We start from the raw sequence: 15,369 nt of genomic DNA, 5'->3' as shown, positions 1-15,369 counted from the left end.
AGCCGGAGCGTTTCCCACATAGACGACGCCGGTAGGCGTATAAGCCCCCCCTCCTCTGTTCCCGGCTTCTGCGCCCTCCCCGGATTCGCGTTAACATTCCGCAGTCCCCGCACCCGGCTTGACTTCCTCATGAGCAACCTCAACCAGCAATCGGTACTTACCGTTCACCACTGGACAGACACGCTGTTCAGCTTTACCTGCACCCGCGATCCCGGTTTTCGCTTCGAGAATGGCCAGTTCGCCATGGTCGGCCTGGAAGTCAATGGCCGCCCCTTGTTGCGCGCCTACAGTATTGCCAGCGCCAATTACGAAGAGACGCTGGAGTTCTTCAGCATCAAGGTTCCGGGCGGTCCGTTGACGTCCCGCTTGCAGCACCTGAAAGTCGGCGACCCGGTTTTCGTCGGCAAAAAGCCGACCGGCACCTTGCTGGTCGACAATCTGTTGCCAGGCAAGACGCTATGGTTGCTCGCCACCGGCACTGGCCTGGCTCCGTTTCTCTCGATCATCCGCGACCCGGAGGTGTACGAGCGCTACGACAAGATCGTGTTGACCCATACCTGCCGGTATGTGGAAGAGCTGGCCTATCAGGAACTGATTTCAGAGCACCTGCCGCAGCACGAATACCTCGGTGAACTGGTACGCGAGAAGCTGGTCTATTTCCCGACCGTCACCCGCGAGGATTTCCACACCCGCGGCCGGATTACCGAACTGATCGAGACCGGCGAGCTGTTCGACCGGCTGGAGGTCGGGCCCTTTTCGACCGAACGCGATCGCGTCATGCTGTGCGGCAGCCCGGACATGCTCAAGGAGATTCGCGTCCTGCTCGAAGCGCGCGGTTTCGTGGAAGGCAACATGAACCACCCGGGCCATTTCGTGCTGGAAAAGGCCTTTGTTGGGTAGGCTTCAGGCTTGTCGGTGTCGAAAGCATGGGAGATCGCCGGCGAGAAAGACGTCCGGCGGAATCCCGTTCATTCTCTTTCGCCGGAAAACATCGTCATTCGCTGCGAGATATGGTCCAGCAGCGCCAGCGCCGCCGCCGGCAAAGGGCGACCGGCCTTGACCAGCAACCGCGCCTGGGTTCCCTGGAAAAGCGGATGGTCAAGCGGCACCACAGCGAGGGTGCCGGCCGCGATCTCCCGATACGCGGCGAACTCGCCGATCAGCGTCATGAAGTTCTCGTAGGCGACGAACTGCTTGAGCGCGGTGAGGGAATTGCTCACCAGCGTCGGGCGAATCCGGATGTTCTCGGCAAACTCCAGCATCTGCAGTGCGTGCCCGACGCCGAACGACGGCGGCATCATCGCCAGCGGATAGGACTGCAGGTCCCCAATGCTGGCCGGGCCGCCCCGCAAGGCCAGCGGATGGTCGCGACGCAGCAGCAGCACCACGGGCTGCAATGCGCTCGCCCGATACGCGATGCGCGGATGCGGCGGCGGATTGTAGGCCAGGCCGATGTGCGCGCGGCTTTCCGCGACTTCGTCCAGCACGTCATCCACCGGGAGGATATCCAGCCGGATGTCGAGCTCGGGATATTGCGCGCAGAACGGCGCCAGGACTTCATTGACCAGCGGATCCACATAGCCCTCGCTCATCGCCAGGTGAACCTCGCCTTGCCGCAGCCCCTGCAGCGCGTGCAACTCGTCTTCGAGCTTCTCCTGGTGCGATCGGTAGCCGCGCCAGAACTCGATCAGGTGCGCGGCCGCAGCCGTCGGACGCAGTCCCCGCGGCTCGCGCTCGAACAGCATCGCCCCTAGCTCTTCTTCCAATAGCCGGATCTGGCGCGTGATGACGGACGGCGAGGTGTTGAGGCTGTCCGCCGCCCCACGGATGGTCCCGTGTACCAGCACCTCCCGGAAATACCGCAAGCGCTGCTGATTGATCTCACGCATTCTGCAATGTCCGCAGGACCGATGTGTGTCGGGAACACTCACCTTACCCGAACCACGCGGCTTGCGCGCACCATGGCTTGCCGTCTTGCGACGTGCCAGCCACCTGCGTTGCTCAAAAGGCAACAACCTGTGAACACAGTTGCTGTTTGCCGGAACACTCCGCGCTGTCACGATCCGTTTCCAGAAGACGCCATTCACAGGCGATACCAAGGAGACAGGCATGTTTGCAAACCCGACCGCAAGCGCCGTTGACAGCGCGACCGCGCTTTACAGCAAGATCAACTGGCGGCTGCTTCCCTTCCTGCTGATCTGCTACCTGTTCGCCTACCTTGACCGGGTCAACGTGGGCTTTGCCAAACTGCAGATGCAGAGCGATCTTGGCTTCTCCGATGCGGCGTACGGCGTCGGCGCGGGCATCTTCTTCATCGGCTATGTGCTGTTCGAAATACCGAGCAACCTGATGCTGCCTCGCATTGGCGCACGCAAGACGTTCAGCCGCATCCTGGTGCTGTGGGGCATCACCTCCGCCTGCATGCTGTTCGTGCGCAATGTGCCGATGTTCTATGCCATGCGCTTCCTGCTGGGCATCTTCGAGGCGGGCTTCGCCCCGGGGATGATCTACTACCTGTCCTGCTGGTATGGTCCGCAACGCATGGCCCGGGCCATCGCCATTGTCTTCCTGGCGGGGCCGATCGGTGGCATCATCGGCGGCCCGGCCTCGGCGTGGCTGATGACGACGCTCGCCGGCACCGCCGGCCTGGCCGGCTGGCAGTGGATGTTCCTCATCGAGGGCCTGCCCTGCATCCTGCTCGGCATTCTGTCGCTCCGGTTCGTGCCAAACCGCCCGGCGGACGCCACCTGGCTGACCACGCAGGAACAGCGCCTGCTCGAAGCCAAACTGGGGGTTCCTGTCGGCCACAAGCACGCCTTCAGGGCCGTGGCCCGGGACGCGCGCGTCTATGTGCTGGCACTGGCCTACTTCTGCCTGATTGCCGCGATCTATGCCATCAGCTTCTGGCTCCCGAGCCTGATCAAGGTGCTCGGCGTGTCCGACACGGTGCAGCTTGGCTGGTACTCGGCCATCCCCTACGTCGCCGCCGCGTTTGGCATGTATTTCATGGGGCGCAGGTCCGACCGGGTAGGCGAGCGACGCATCCACTGCGCGGTACCCGCCATGGCGGCCGGGCTGTTGCTGGGCGCATCGACACTGGCCGGTGGGAGTCTCGCCGTCTCGCTGGTCTTGCTCACCCTCGCCACGATGTGCCTGTGGATGGCCTACACCGTGTTCTGGGCCATGCCCGCCGAGTACATCAAGGGCCCGGCGGCAGCCGGTGGCATCGCGCTGATCAACACGATCGGATTGTCGGGCGGCTTCTGGGGCCCGGCCATCATCGGGTGGGCCAAGACGGCCACCGGCACCCTGCACGCCGGCTTGCTCGTGCTTGCCTTCCTGCCATTGGCCGCGGCGCTGATCATTCTGGCGAACAAGCTGCCCGCAAAGCGGTAATCAACCTGGAAGCAGCGCGCGCTGGCTGCCGTTCAACCGGGAAACCGGGTCGCCAGGGTGCGCTGCCATGTCAAACTGTCCGACTCTGTTGGAGCGGGCAAGGAAGGAGTCACAACATGCTTTTACATCTGTCGACCTGGTCTGAAATCGAGCGGTTCCTGCAGCGTAGCCGCACCATCGTCATCCCGATCGGTTCCAACGAGCAGCATGGGCCCACCGGCCTGCTCGGGACTGACTGGCTGTGCCCGGAGATCATTGCCCGAGAAGCCGAAAAGGCGGCCGACATCCTGGTCGGGCCGACGTTCAATATCGGCATGGCCCAGCATCACCTGGGCTTTCCGGGCACCATCAGCCTGCGCCCGTCCACCTTTATTGCCGCGATCGGTGACTGGACACGCTCGCTGGTGGGCCATGGCTTCGAGAAGATCCTGTTTCTCAACGGGCACGGCGGCAATATCGCCTCGATCGAAGCCGCGTTCTCCGAGATCTACGCCGAGGCAAGCTTTGGCCGGCGACGCGCGGGTTTCGCCCTGAAGCTCTGCAACTGGTGGGACCTGGATGGCGTGGGCGACCTGGCGCGCGAGCAGTTTCCGAGCGGCCATGGGTCGCACGCCACCCCCTCGGAAATCGCCATTACGCAATGGGCCTTCCCCGAAGCCATCAAGCACGCCGACTACGCGCCACGAATCGCCCCGTCAGGCCCGATCCGCGACGCACTCGACTTCCGCGCGCGCTACCCCGACGGCCGCATCGGCTCCGACCCGGGACAGGCCACTCCGGAGAAAGGCGAGGCACTCGTCATGCTGGCCGCGCAAAGCCTGGCGCGAGAACTGGAAAGCTTCGGCAGGGAGCCCATTCCGGCCTGATGGCGTCCGTGACGACTGCCGAGGGGTGAGAAAATCCACTGGCTAGCAGATCCGCAATGCCTCGCCCCCCTGCTCCCCTACTCCGCCCGGATGTCCGCGCGCGCCGCCACGGCGCGCATTTCCGGCAATTCCTTCTCGACCCGCGCCTTGACCGCCGCGCCATTGCCATAAGCCGGTGTCAGCCCCAGTTCGACCATCCGCGTCCGGGTCGCCGGCGCATTGGCGACCTCCTCCAACGCCTTCTCCAGCTTCTGCTGCACCGGTGCAGGCAGCCCGGCCGGTGCCATCAAGGCAAACCACGTGCCCATCTGGAAGCCCGGGTAGCCGCTTTCCGCCACCGTGGGCACTTGCGGCAACGCCGGCAGCCGCTGCGCCGACAGCACCGCCAGCGGCTTGATCTTGCCGCCCTTGATCAGCGGCAGGCTGGCCACCACGGTGTCCACCGCGACCTGCACCTGGCCGCCGGCCAGCGCGGTCAGGCTGGGTGCGCTGCCATTGAACGGGACATGGACCATGCGCGTGCCGGTGGCTGCCTTCAGCATCTCCCCGCCGAAATGGACCGACGAACCCGCGCCGAAGGAGCCATAGGAAAACTTGTCGGGATTCGCCTTCGCCTGGGTCACGAGATCCTTCAGCGAATTGACGGGGATACCGGGGTTGGCCACCAGTACCAGGCTCATGTCCGCGACCAGTCCCAGCGGCGCAAAGCTCTTGACCGGGTCGTACGCCAGGTTGTGCCGGATCGCCGGGTTCAGTGTCAGCGTGGTGCTCGCGGCGAGCAGCAGCGTGTAACCGTCCGGCGTGGCCTTCGCGACTTGCGTGGCACCGATCACCGTGCTGGCCCCTGGCTTGTTTTCCACCACCACGGATTGCCCAAGCTTCTCGCTCAGGCCGACCGCCAGCAAGCGGCCCAGCACGTCGGTCGCGCCGCCGGCCGCAAAAGGCACCACGAGCCGGATCGGATGCTCGGGCCAGTGGGCCCCCTGCGCCGCGGCCGGCGTCGTGGCCAGCGCGGCGGCCAGGCCGGCGCATGCAAGGAACAGCTTCGTGGGCGTTGCGGTCATCGTTCAACTCCTGCCTGCAGTTTTTTGGGGGGAAAGCGGGGGAAATCGGAAGAAAGCGAAGCAATGCGGTTGGCGGTGGCCCACCCGCTCGACAAACTTGACGCCTTGAGGCCTACCCCAGCAACGGGCTGCGCAGGCTGGAGAAGCCGCTCGCCTGGTCATAGGCATGGCCGAGCTGCAGCACCGCGGCGTCGGTCTGCGCAGGTCCGATGATCTGGATGCCGGCAGGCAGCCCCTGGCGGCTGAAACCCGCTGGCGCCGCCAGGGCCGGCAGTCCCGCCATGGTCGCCGGCACCACGGCCTGCATCCACCGGTGATAGGTGTCCATGTCGCGGCCGTCGATGGCGTGCGGCCAGTCCAGCTCGGCGTCGAACGGGAAGACCTGCGCGGCCGGCATGACCAGGTAGTCGAAGCGCTCGAACAGCGAGCGCAATGCCTGGTACCACGCGCTGCGCTCGCTCATGGCCTCATACACGCGCGGACCGGGCAGCGCCAGCCCGCGTTCGATTTCCCAGACGGCCTCCGGCTTGAGCTGGGCGCGCCTGGCGGGATCACGGTAGAGCGCGTGGTTGGCGCCCGCCACGGAAAAGCTGCGCAGGTCGATCCACGCCTGCCAGAGGCGCTCCAGGTCGAAGTCCGGCAGCGCAGCGTCGACCGTGCAGCCCAGCGCACGCAGGTGACCAAGCGCCATGACGCACGTGTCGAGCAAGCCGGCTTCGGTTGGCAAATGGCCGCCAAGGTCGCCGAGCCAGCCGATGCGCACGCCCGTCCACTCTCTCTCCGGCGGCAGGACGAAACTGCCGGGGGCCTCGGCGCGGCGCGTCAGCGGCAGGCGCGCGTCGAACCCCGCCTGCACCGACAGCAGCAGCGCCAGGTCCGGCACATTGCGCGCCATCGGCCCCGCCACGCTGAATTGCTGGAAGAAGACCTCGTCGGCCGGTCCGTGCGGCACGCAGCCGAACGAGGTGCGCAGGCCATAGACATGGTTGAACGCCGCCGGCGTGCGCAGCGATCCCATCATGTCCGAGCCATCGGCCACCGGCAGCATGCGCAGCGCCACCGCGACGGCCGCACCGCCGCTGCTGCCGCCGGCCGAGCGCGCCGGCTCCCATGCGTTGCGGGTGGTGCCATAGACAGGGTTGTACGTATGGCCGCCCAGCCCGAACTCGGGCGAATTGGTGCGGCCGACGAACAGCGCGCCGCCGGCGCGCATGCGCTCGAAAATCACGGCGTCGGTCTGGGTGACCTGCCCCGCGAAGATCGGCGACCCCTTGGTGGTGACCATGCCGGCGGCCGGCGAGATGTCCTTGGGCGCCTGCGGGAAGCCGTGCAACGGGCCGCGGCCGGCGCCCCGGGCGAGTTCGTCGTCGAGTCCTGCCGCCTGCTTGCGCAGCGTGTCCCGGTCCACCGGCGCGACGATGGCGTTGACGCGCGGATTGTGGCGGTCGATCTGCGCCAGGTACGCATCGAGCACCTCCACGCACGACACCTCGCGCGCCTGGATGGCCCGTGACAGGGCAACGGCGTCGAGTTCGACGATGGAATCGGGCGGGGTGCCGGGAATCGCGTTCATGGAAGCCTGTCTCCTCTGTCCTTGTGTCAGGAAAGAGCATAGGGGCGGCGTGGGTTTCCCACAATCGACGATTTTTTCAAATACCCTTGCATAAAACGCAAACCCAGCAACCTGCCCCAAACATCACCGATGCTCTCGCACCGCCTGCAGGACACCTCGCTGCGCTATTTCCTGGAAGTCGTCCGCACCGGTTCGCTGACCGACGCGGCGCACCGGCTCAACGTCACCGTGTCCGCGGTGAGCCGCCAGGTGGCGGCCATGGAAGCCTTGCTGGGCGTGCCCCTGTTCGAGCGCCGTCCGCGCGGCATGGTGGCCAGCGCCGCAGGCGAGTTGCTGGCCGCCTATGCGCTGCGCAATGCGCTGGAGGCCGATCGGGTGGTGACGGAGATCGCCGCGCTGCAGGGCCTGCGGCGCGGGCGCGTGCGGGTGGCCAGTTCCGCGGGATTCGCGATCGAGTTCCTGCCGCGCGCCATTGCCGACTTCCGCGAGCGCTATCCGGGCTTGCACTTCCATGTGCGCGTGGCCCCGCCGGCGGAGGTCACGGGCATCGTGCTGCATGGCGACGCGGATATCGGCATTACGTACAGCCGGGCCGCCGAGCAAGGGATCCGGGTCGAACACCGCCAGGCGGCGCCGGTGATTGCCATCATGCGGCCCGACCATCCGCTGGCGCGGTTTCGAAGCCTCACGCTGGCGCAAATGCAGCCGTATCCGCTGGCGCTGCCGGAAGGCGACAACACCGTGCGCCAGCTCTTCGACATTGCCTGCGGCGAACGCGGCATCGCCTTCGAGCCGGTGCTGGTGAGCAACCAGTTCGAGACCCTGACCAGCTTCGTGCTGCACGGCGGCGGGCTGTCGATTTCGGGCGGGGTGACGGTGGGCGACCGCCTGCGCCGCGGCGAACTGCACGCCGCGACGATCCGCGAACGCGGCATGAAAAGCCGCGCAATTGAACTGCAGTCCCTGGCCGGGCGGACCTTGCCCGATGGCGTACGGGCTTTCCTCGGCTTCGTGCGTGACCGGCTGGTGGAGGAAGCCGTCCTCGCCGCCTGAGTGCGCCCGCGCGGCCGGCTTACTTCGCGAACAGCGAGGACATGTCGGCAAACGCCTTCAGCTCCAGCGCGTTGCCTGACGGGTCCAGGAAGAACATGGTGGCCTGCTCGCCGACCTCGCCCTTGAAGCGGATATGCGGTTCGATGACGAATTTCACGCCGGCCGCGGCAAGACGGTCCGCCGCGGCTTGCCAGGCTTCCATCGACAGCACGGCGCCGAAATGGCGCACGGGCACGGCGTGGCCGTCCACGGCACTGGTGCCATGGTGCCCGCATTCCTCGGGCGACAGGTGCGCCACGATCTGGTGGCCGTAGAAGTTGAAGTCGATCCACGCGTCCGAACTGCGGCCTTCGGGGCAGCCGAGCAAGGCGCCGTAGAACTCGCGCGCGCTGGCAAGGTCGTGGACCGGGAAGGCCAGGTGGAACGGGGGAATGACGGCAGTGGTGGCGCTCATGGTTCGGGGGCTCTCGACGATGGAAACGTTGGAAGGAGGCTGGCCCAGGCCGGGCCGGCGCAGAGCACAAGTCTATGCATGACGAATGATGATGAAAAGCGATATATTTTCACGCTGAGCCACATCGAAATTGATCAATCGGCATGCTGCGAGAACTACGCACATTTATCGCCGTCGCCCGGCACGGCACCTTTGCCGGCGCTGGCGCACGGATCGGGCTGACCCAATCGGCGGTCAGCGCGCAGATCCACCGGCTGGAAGAGGAATTGGGTTTTCCGCTGTTCGACCGCACCGGGCGCTCGGCCCGCCTCAATGCCGCGGGCCGGGACACGCTCGGACTCGCCGAGGAACTGGTCGCGCTGTATGAACGGATCGGCCACCAGGGACCCGATGCGCAAGGCGGCATGGTGCGCATCGGCGCCATTGCGTCGGCGCAGGTGACTTTCCTGCCCGATGCCATCGCCCGCTTCCGGGCCGAACTGCCGGGGTGCCGCGTGCGCATGGTGCCGGGCGTCTCGCTGAGCCTGCTGGGCCAGGTCGATGCCGGCGACATCGATATCGCGGTGCTGATCCGGCCGCCCTATGCGCTGCCGGCAGAACTGGACTGGCGCCCGTTGCTGCGCGAGCCGTTCGAGCTGCTGGTGCCGCCGGCCATGGCCCACTGCGACTGGCGCGACGCCATCCAGTCGGCGCCGTTCATCCGCTACGACCGCGGATCGTTCGGGGGCCGGCTGGTCGACCAGTTCCTGCGCCAGCAGCGCGTGGTGGTGCAGGAAGCGGTCGAACTCGACGAACTGGAAGGTATCGTGCAACTCGTGGCGCGCGGGCTGGGCGTGGGGCTGTCCCCGCGCACGTATGCCACGGCGCCATGGCCGCCGGGCGTCGTGGCGCTGCCGCTGGGTGCGGATACGTTCTATCGCGAGGTCGGCCTGGTCGAGCGGGCGCCGCACAGCCGCCAGCCCGTCGCCAGCCGGCTCGCGGAGCGCATTGCCGAAGCCGCGCGGGCACTGCCCGGATAGCGTTACTGTCCGGCTACCGCCAGAATAGAACCCTCTGCGCAAGCCCGACCGGGGAATGACCTGGCGCGTGCGGGCAACGCAACCGAATCAAAGGACCCAACCATGACCACACAATCCGAAATCGCCATCCTGGCAGGCGGCTGCTTCTGGGGCATGCAAGACCTGCTGCGGCGGTATCCGGGCATACTCGCCACGCGCGTGGGCTACACCGGCGGCGACGTGCCGAACGCCACCTACCGTCACCACGGCACCCACGCGGAAGCCATCGAGATCGCCTTCGACCCCGAGCAGATCAGCTATCGCCAGATCCTGGAGTTCTTCTTCCAGATCCACGATCCGACCACGAAGAACCGCCAGGGCAATGACATCGGCACGAGCTACCGGTCCGCCATCTTCTATCGCGACGAGGCCCAGAAACGGGTGGCGGAAGACACGATTGCCGATGTCGATGCGTCCGGACTGTGGCCCGGCAAGGTCGTGACCGAGGTCGCGCCCGCGGGCCCGTTCTGGGAAGCCGAGCCGGAACACCAGGACTATCTGGAGCGTTATCCCAACGGCTACACCTGCCATTTCATCCGGCCCGGCTGGAAGCTTCCCAAGCGCGGCTGACGCCACCATGGTCCTGCGCGGCGCGACCTTCAAGCGCGCGTCGCGCTGGCTCAAAGGGCAACCACCACGCTCACCAGCAGTGAAGCCCACATCAGCGCCGTCGCGAGCCACGCGAGGGAGTTCACCAGTGCCGGCGTGCGGAACTCTCCCACGACAGCCTTGCGTCGAGACATCAGCTGAAGAATTACCATGGCGGGCGCCGCGGCGACACCGTTCAGGACCGCACTCCACACCAGCATTTTCGCGGGCTCGATGGGCAACCAGCACAGCGTGGTGCCGATGAGCATCGTGATGGCGATCACCGCGTAGAAACTCCTGGCCGATAGCGGCTTCTCTTCCAGGCTGCGTCGCCAGCGCAGCGCCTCGGCGGCCGCATAGCCGACGGATCCGGCCAGGACGGGGACGGCAAGCAGGCCGGTGCCGATAATGCCCAGGCTGAACAGCAGCACTGCCCACTTTCCGGCTACCGGCTCCAGCGCCTTCGCCGCGGCTGCCGAACTGTCGATGTCCAGGACGCCGGCCTGATGCAGGGCATAGGAAGCGGTGATCATGATGCAAAGCGCGATGGCCGCGGACACGACCATGCCCGCGACGGTGTCCACGTTGATGCGACGGAACTGCTCGCTGGCCTGCTCGGGCGCATCTTGAAGCGGCAACGCGGCACCATCCATCCCTATCTCCTCGACTTCGCAGGCGGCCTGCCAGACGAACAGATAGGGGCTGATGGTGGTGCCCAGCACGGCAACGACTATAGCCAAATAACTGCCGGAGAACTCGAAGCGCGGCCACACCGCTGCCAGGGCGGCTTCGCGCCAGTCAATGTGGAGCAGGAACATCGCTGCGACGTACACCAGCAGCGAGAGACTGAGCCATCGGAGATAGTTCGCGTACTTCCGGTACGGGACGAACAGTTGCAGACCCAGGGACACCGCTGCGAAGACCACCGTGTAGAGCCAGCGCGAGCCGCCCGCCACCAGCGCCAGGGCGTCGCCCATGGCCGCCAGGTCCGCGCCGACATTGAGCGTGTTGGCAACGACCAGCAAGACCACGAAGCCGTACGCGAGCGGTCGCGACTGATGGCGGCGAATATTGGCTACGACGCCCCGCCCGGAAATGCGGCCCAGCCTGGCGCAGACCAGTTGTATGGCGATCATCAGCGGGAGCGTCAACAGCACGCTCCAGAGCAAGCCATTGCCGAACTGCGCGCCGGCCTGGGCATAGGTAACGATGCCGCTGGGATCATCGTCAGCCGCGCCGGTCACCAGGCCCGGCCCCATGAGCTTGTACCAGGGTACGTTGCCGTCGGGTTTTGTTCCGGCTGCGGCCCCTGCTTCGGCAACCACGCCTGTGTCGGGCTTATCCACGATCGGCTCCCCGGTTGGCAACGCTCGCCGTGCCACGGCGCTGGCCCGCACGACGCAGATACCGCGGCAGGAAGCGGCGCACGCCGTCATCGGGAAAGCGTACTTCCACCCACTCCGCGGACACGGCGACCACCGTGCCCGCACCGAAGCGCCGGGCGCGCACCTCGTCGCCCTCGGCGAATGGGGCCGTCGTGCTGGGCAACACCGCCTGATCAACGTTGCTCTGATGCGCCGTGGCCTCTGCGAGGCGCCGGCAACTATCGCAGGTGCCGCAGCGCTCGGGCCCTTCGGTTTCGTCGTAGTACTCCAGCAGCAGCTTCCAGCGACAACGTCCGCTATGCGCATAGTCGAGCATGGCCTGCAGCGTCTCGCGGTCTTCGCGGCTGCGCGCGAGGTAGCGCGCGGCGATGTTCTCGATGTCCCCGGCCTGGCCGTCGCGCAAGGAGAACCGACCGTCGCGGCCACGCTTCACGATGCCGAAGTCCGCCAGCATTCTCATGCCCGCCTGCAACCGGCGGGCGCCAATCTGCGGCAGCGCGGTCCGCATTGCCGGCAGGGCCATGGGAGTGCCCCGCAAGGCCGTTGCCATTTGCCGCAGGTCGGAGGCCGCCGGATAGCGGTTTGCCAGGAAGAAATGGTGGATGCGCTTGTCCTTCTCGTCGAAAACCAGCGTACAGCGCGCGGTCCGGCCGTCGCGACCGGCTCTCCCGGACTCCTGGTAATAGGCATCGAGGCTACCCGGACACTGCGCATGGACGATGAAACGCACGTCGGGTTTGTCGATGCCCATGCCGAAGGCGTTGGTCGCGACCATCACGTCCGCGCGCCCCGCCATGAACGCCTGCTGTGCCTCGCGGCGCTGGGCGGCCGTGCGACGGCCATGATAGAGCGCCACGCTTTTCCCTGCCTGCTGCAGGTCGCCGTAAAGTTGCTCCGCCAGCGCGACGGTGGCGGTGTAGACAATGCCCGCGCCGCGTCCGGCCGCTACCTGTCGCAGTACGGCCTCCAGCCGCTCGGACTCTCCGGACACATGCTCGACCGAATAGACGAGGTTTGGCCGGAACAGCGGCGCTCGCACGATGCAGGGCTTGCGCATGCGCAGGTGGGTGGCGATGTCCTTGACGACGGCGTCTGTCGCCGTGGCGGTAAGCGCCAGGATGGTCGGTCGCGACAATGCCATGGCGGCATCGCCCAGCCCAAGATAAGCCGTTCGAAAATCGTGTCCCCATTGCGAGATGCAATGCGCTTCATCCACCACGAACAAGCGGACGTCGTTGCGGCGCACGGCTTCCATGACCGCCCTGTCCTCGAGTTGCTCCGGCGTCGTCAGCAAGATGCGCTCGCCCCCTCGAGCGAGGCTGTCCAGCGCGGCATCCCCGACGGCACTGTTGACTACCGCGGGCGGCAGATCCAGGCGATCCAGCTTGCCTGCCTGGTCCTGCATCAATGCAATGAGCGGTGAAACGACCACGGTGAGTCCTTGCTGCAACAGCGCAGGCAACTGGAAACACAGAGACTTACCGCTGCCGGTCGGCATGATGGCGATCGTGTCGTGGCCCTGCAGCACACTGGCAAGGACGTCGGCCTGCCCGGGACGCAGGTGCGTTACGCCAAAGCGGTCACGCAGGATCTGCATCAGGGCGCGCGGCAACGTCTGCGGCATGGGCGTCGGAAGAAAGTATCTCCCTGAGCCAGCAATATCCGTGCCGCTGGTGCATTGGCTTGCGTCCCTTGCAGGGACTCGGGCGGACCATGGCGCGCAGCGTTGGAAGGCACCCTTTTTTGTCCGTTCTGGCCCGAACTTACATTTCCGAGCCAGCAGAGCCGTTCGGGCTGTCTGCAATGCGCGGATTACGAACATCCCGCGACCATTTCAATTTGCCGGGAATTTCACTAGCCTGATTTTCCTGGGAGGCTTGCGCGAATCACTTTTCCACAGCACGGATATACGCGCACGCATCACCGCACAACGAAAAAACTGGAGACGAGATCGTGCGTTCAGTATTTCATCCAGCCAGTCCGGAAAAGGTCGCCGCGAAGGAACTGCAGCAGATGCGCCTCACCCTGTTCCAGTCGGAGCGCCGCCTGCTCAATGCGCAGATGCAGGCGGCTTACTACCGCGATATCGTCGCCTTCATGGAGGATGTCGCCTCAAGCGGACTGGAAAGCGTCGTCGACAGGCGCGCTGCGCCGGCGCAACCTGCCCCTGATCTCCCTGACCCGTCCTTGCTCGAATCCGCGACGGTCCCCATTGCCCCCGTCGCGGCGTAATGAGCCTGGCCACGCGATTGTCCGGCCCGGCTACTCAATCGCGCGGAACTGCGCGCAGAGCCGGAACACGTCTTCGGTCAGCGCGATCTGCTTTGCCTTGACGTAGCGCGTCGCGAGTTTCATCAGTTCCTTGATGTCGCGTCCGCTCGCGTTCGGATAGGCAGCGGTCAGGGCCTCCACCAGTGCATCGCACAGTGCCGCGCCGCACTGCTCGGCCTGCAGGCGCCACAGGCGTGCCGCATCGTCCCGGCCCGGGGTCTCGTAGTGGATCGTGGCGATGCAGCGCGACAGGATGGCGTCGTCGACATCGCCGGTACGGTTCGTGGTCATGAACAGCAGGCCGCTGAAATATTCCAGCGTGCGCAGGAATTCCGCGACGATGGCGTTGTGCTCCAGGTCGTTGTCGCGGCGGCGGATATAGACATCGGCCTCGTCGAGCAGCAGCACCGCATTCCAGCGCATGGCACGGCGCAGGATTTCCATGAGCGATGCGCCCACCGAAGCCGCGGTCGTGCCGAGCTGCCCCGAATGCACGCGATACAGCGGCTTGCCGACGACTTCCGCATACACCTCCGCAGTCAGTGTCTTGCCGAGTCCGGGCGCTCCCTGGCAGAGGATGGTCGTGCCGCCCGACTTGCCGGGCACGAAGTCCTGCACCAGCACGTCCATGTGCGAGGTCAGGATATCGATCAGGTCGCGATGGTGATCCGGCAGCACCAGCTTGTCGCGCAGTTCGGGCCGGTAGCGGTATTCGGTCAGGTGCTGGACATGCACCCAGACGTTCTGGTGCCACTCCAGGTGGAACAGGTTGACGTAGCCGTGCAGCGGCACTTTCTCGAAGCCGCTGGGGACGCCGGCCCTGCGCCAGAACTCGGCATCACAGGCCACTTCGAAACGGCGTTCGAGCCGTTCCTCGTCATTGATGCAGCGTGCGGCCACGCCGTCGCCAAGGCGCGCCAGCGCGACGTTGCCCTTGCCCTCGACGGTGAAGGCGGCGCCCGTCGCGATGAACTGCGCGCCAAAGCGGCGCTGGTAGCGCACGAAGCGCTGCGCGTGCAGCTCGTACTCCTGCCGGAATTCCGCGCATTCCTTGAAGAAGCCGAAGTCGGCCAGCAATTCGGGGATGGTGCGGTCGACGATCTCGTCGCGCGTGATGACGATCGATGTCGTCATGCCCCCTCTGCGGCGGGTCGGATCGGTAAGTGTCGAGTTGGCGGACTGCATGGTGTTTGCCAGCATGTCGATGGCGACATATGGCATGCCCTGCTCCGGCTCCACATGGCGGATACGCACGACCAGCCACGGCAGCAGCACGCCATCGCGGCCGCGCTGGTACAGCCACCCATCGATGGCATCGCGCGACAGATAGGCGACCAGCCCCGCCACCAGCATCTCCAGGCCCGGTATGGTGCGCGCCTGCGGCGCGTTGTAGATGTTGTCGAGCGCCAGCATCTGGAACAGCAATTCACGCTCGTTCTGCGCCTTGCTCAGTGTGTAGAGCGAACTCAGCGACTGTGCATCGAACAGGCGCGCCGACACCAGCATGTTGCCGTGGCAGAGCCCGTGCTCCCTGAGTTGCCGCGCCAGTGGCGATTCGGCCTCGATCATTGCGAGCAGCGGATGGATCAGGGACTGCGGGATTTCGAAGTTCATGGGTTGCGCTCCGTTAGCGTCGTACCCCCCGGGCCACGCAACGGTGC

The 15,369-nt window shown here is 65.9% G+C and carries 14 protein-coding genes; 7 read left to right on the top strand and 7 right to left on the bottom strand.

Annotated features, from left to right (window positions below; genetic code table 11):
* Positions 1 to 129: 129 nt before the first annotated feature.
* Positions 130 to 900: a ferredoxin--NADP reductase gene (locus AC3FKH_RS10815; protein WP_488675375.1), complete on the top strand. Its 771-nt coding sequence runs from the start codon at positions 130 to 132 to the stop codon at positions 898 to 900.
* A 68-nt stretch (positions 901 to 968) separates the two neighbouring features.
* Here AC3FKH_RS10815 and AC3FKH_RS10810 read toward each other — a convergent pair whose 3' ends face one another.
* Positions 969 to 1,889, bottom strand: a complete 921-nt coding sequence (locus AC3FKH_RS10810) for a LysR family transcriptional regulator (RefSeq protein WP_488675373.1) — start codon at positions 1,887 to 1,889, stop codon at positions 969 to 971.
* A gap of 220 nt (positions 1,890 to 2,109) precedes the next feature.
* On the opposite strand from AC3FKH_RS10810, the gene AC3FKH_RS10805 reads away from it, so the two are divergent.
* Positions 2,110 to 3,396 (top strand): MFS transporter, encoded by a 1,287-nt coding sequence (locus tag AC3FKH_RS10805; RefSeq protein ID WP_488675371.1) that lies wholly within the window; start codon positions 2,110 to 2,112, stop codon positions 3,394 to 3,396.
* A gap of 116 nt (positions 3,397 to 3,512) precedes the next feature.
* The gene (locus AC3FKH_RS10800) at positions 3,513 to 4,262 is read left to right on the top strand and encodes a creatininase family protein (RefSeq protein WP_488675369.1); all 750 of its coding nucleotides are present in this window, start codon (positions 3,513 to 3,515) and stop codon (positions 4,260 to 4,262) included.
* A 77-nt stretch (positions 4,263 to 4,339) separates the two neighbouring features.
* Here AC3FKH_RS10800 and AC3FKH_RS10795 read toward each other — a convergent pair whose 3' ends face one another.
* The gene (locus AC3FKH_RS10795) at positions 4,340 to 5,326 is read right to left on the bottom strand and encodes a Bug family tripartite tricarboxylate transporter substrate binding protein (RefSeq protein WP_488675367.1); all 987 of its coding nucleotides are present in this window, start codon (positions 5,324 to 5,326) and stop codon (positions 4,340 to 4,342) included.
* A 112-nt stretch (positions 5,327 to 5,438) separates the two neighbouring features.
* Positions 5,439 to 6,899: an amidase gene (locus tag AC3FKH_RS10790; protein WP_488675366.1), complete on the bottom strand. Its 1,461-nt coding sequence runs from the start codon at positions 6,897 to 6,899 to the stop codon at positions 5,439 to 5,441.
* A gap of 129 nt (positions 6,900 to 7,028) precedes the next feature.
* Here AC3FKH_RS10790 and AC3FKH_RS10785 point away from each other — a divergent pair, with 129 nt between their 5' ends.
* Complete coding sequence (locus AC3FKH_RS10785) at positions 7,029 to 7,952, top strand: LysR family transcriptional regulator (RefSeq protein ID WP_488675365.1); 924 nt, start codon at positions 7,029 to 7,031, stop codon at positions 7,950 to 7,952.
* A 19-nt stretch (positions 7,953 to 7,971) separates the two neighbouring features.
* On the opposite strand, the gene AC3FKH_RS10780 is transcribed toward AC3FKH_RS10785, so the two are convergent.
* On the bottom strand, positions 7,972 to 8,406 hold the full coding sequence (locus tag AC3FKH_RS10780; RefSeq protein ID WP_483714326.1) for a VOC family protein: 435 nt from the start codon (positions 8,404 to 8,406) through the stop codon (positions 7,972 to 7,974).
* A 143-nt stretch (positions 8,407 to 8,549) separates the two neighbouring features.
* Here AC3FKH_RS10780 and AC3FKH_RS10775 point away from each other — a divergent pair, with 143 nt between their 5' ends.
* Both AC3FKH_RS10775 and msrA read left to right on the top strand, forming a co-directional pair.
* Entirely contained in the window at positions 8,550 to 9,425 is an 876-nt protein-coding gene (locus AC3FKH_RS10775; RefSeq protein WP_488675363.1) for a LysR family transcriptional regulator, read from the top strand.
* A gap of 102 nt (positions 9,426 to 9,527) precedes the next feature.
* Positions 9,528 to 10,034 carry a peptide-methionine (S)-S-oxide reductase MsrA gene (gene msrA, locus AC3FKH_RS10770; protein ID WP_488675361.1) on the top strand — a complete coding sequence of 169 codons (507 nt, stop codon included), beginning with the start codon at positions 9,528 to 9,530 and terminating at the stop codon, positions 10,032 to 10,034.
* A 50-nt stretch (positions 10,035 to 10,084) separates the two neighbouring features.
* Here msrA and AC3FKH_RS10765 read toward each other — a convergent pair whose 3' ends face one another.
* Together AC3FKH_RS10765 and AC3FKH_RS10760 are read right to left on the bottom strand one after the other, a co-directional pair.
* Entirely contained in the window at positions 10,085 to 11,311 is a 1,227-nt protein-coding gene (locus tag AC3FKH_RS10765; protein ID WP_488675635.1) for an NRAMP family divalent metal transporter, read from the bottom strand.
* A 79-nt stretch (positions 11,312 to 11,390) separates the two neighbouring features.
* Positions 11,391 to 13,259: a RecQ family ATP-dependent DNA helicase gene (locus AC3FKH_RS10760; protein ID WP_488675359.1), complete on the bottom strand. Its 1,869-nt coding sequence runs from the start codon at positions 13,257 to 13,259 to the stop codon at positions 11,391 to 11,393.
* A 131-nt stretch (positions 13,260 to 13,390) separates the two neighbouring features.
* On the opposite strand from AC3FKH_RS10760, the gene AC3FKH_RS10755 reads away from it, so the two are divergent.
* On the top strand, positions 13,391 to 13,669 hold the full coding sequence (locus AC3FKH_RS10755; protein WP_488675357.1) for a hypothetical protein: 279 nt from the start codon (positions 13,391 to 13,393) through the stop codon (positions 13,667 to 13,669).
* Positions 13,670 to 13,699: 30 nt separating this feature from the next.
* On the opposite strand, the gene AC3FKH_RS10750 is transcribed toward AC3FKH_RS10755, so the two are convergent.
* Complete coding sequence (locus AC3FKH_RS10750) at positions 13,700 to 15,322, bottom strand: AAA family ATPase (RefSeq protein WP_488675354.1); 1,623 nt, start codon at positions 15,320 to 15,322, stop codon at positions 13,700 to 13,702.
* Positions 15,323 to 15,369 lie beyond the last annotated feature (47 nt).

This window comes from Cupriavidus sp. 21MJTG02-4, assembly GCF_057798975.1.
Note: the sequence above shows the minus strand (reverse complement) of the source record. Positions and strands in the feature narration are given on the sequence as shown.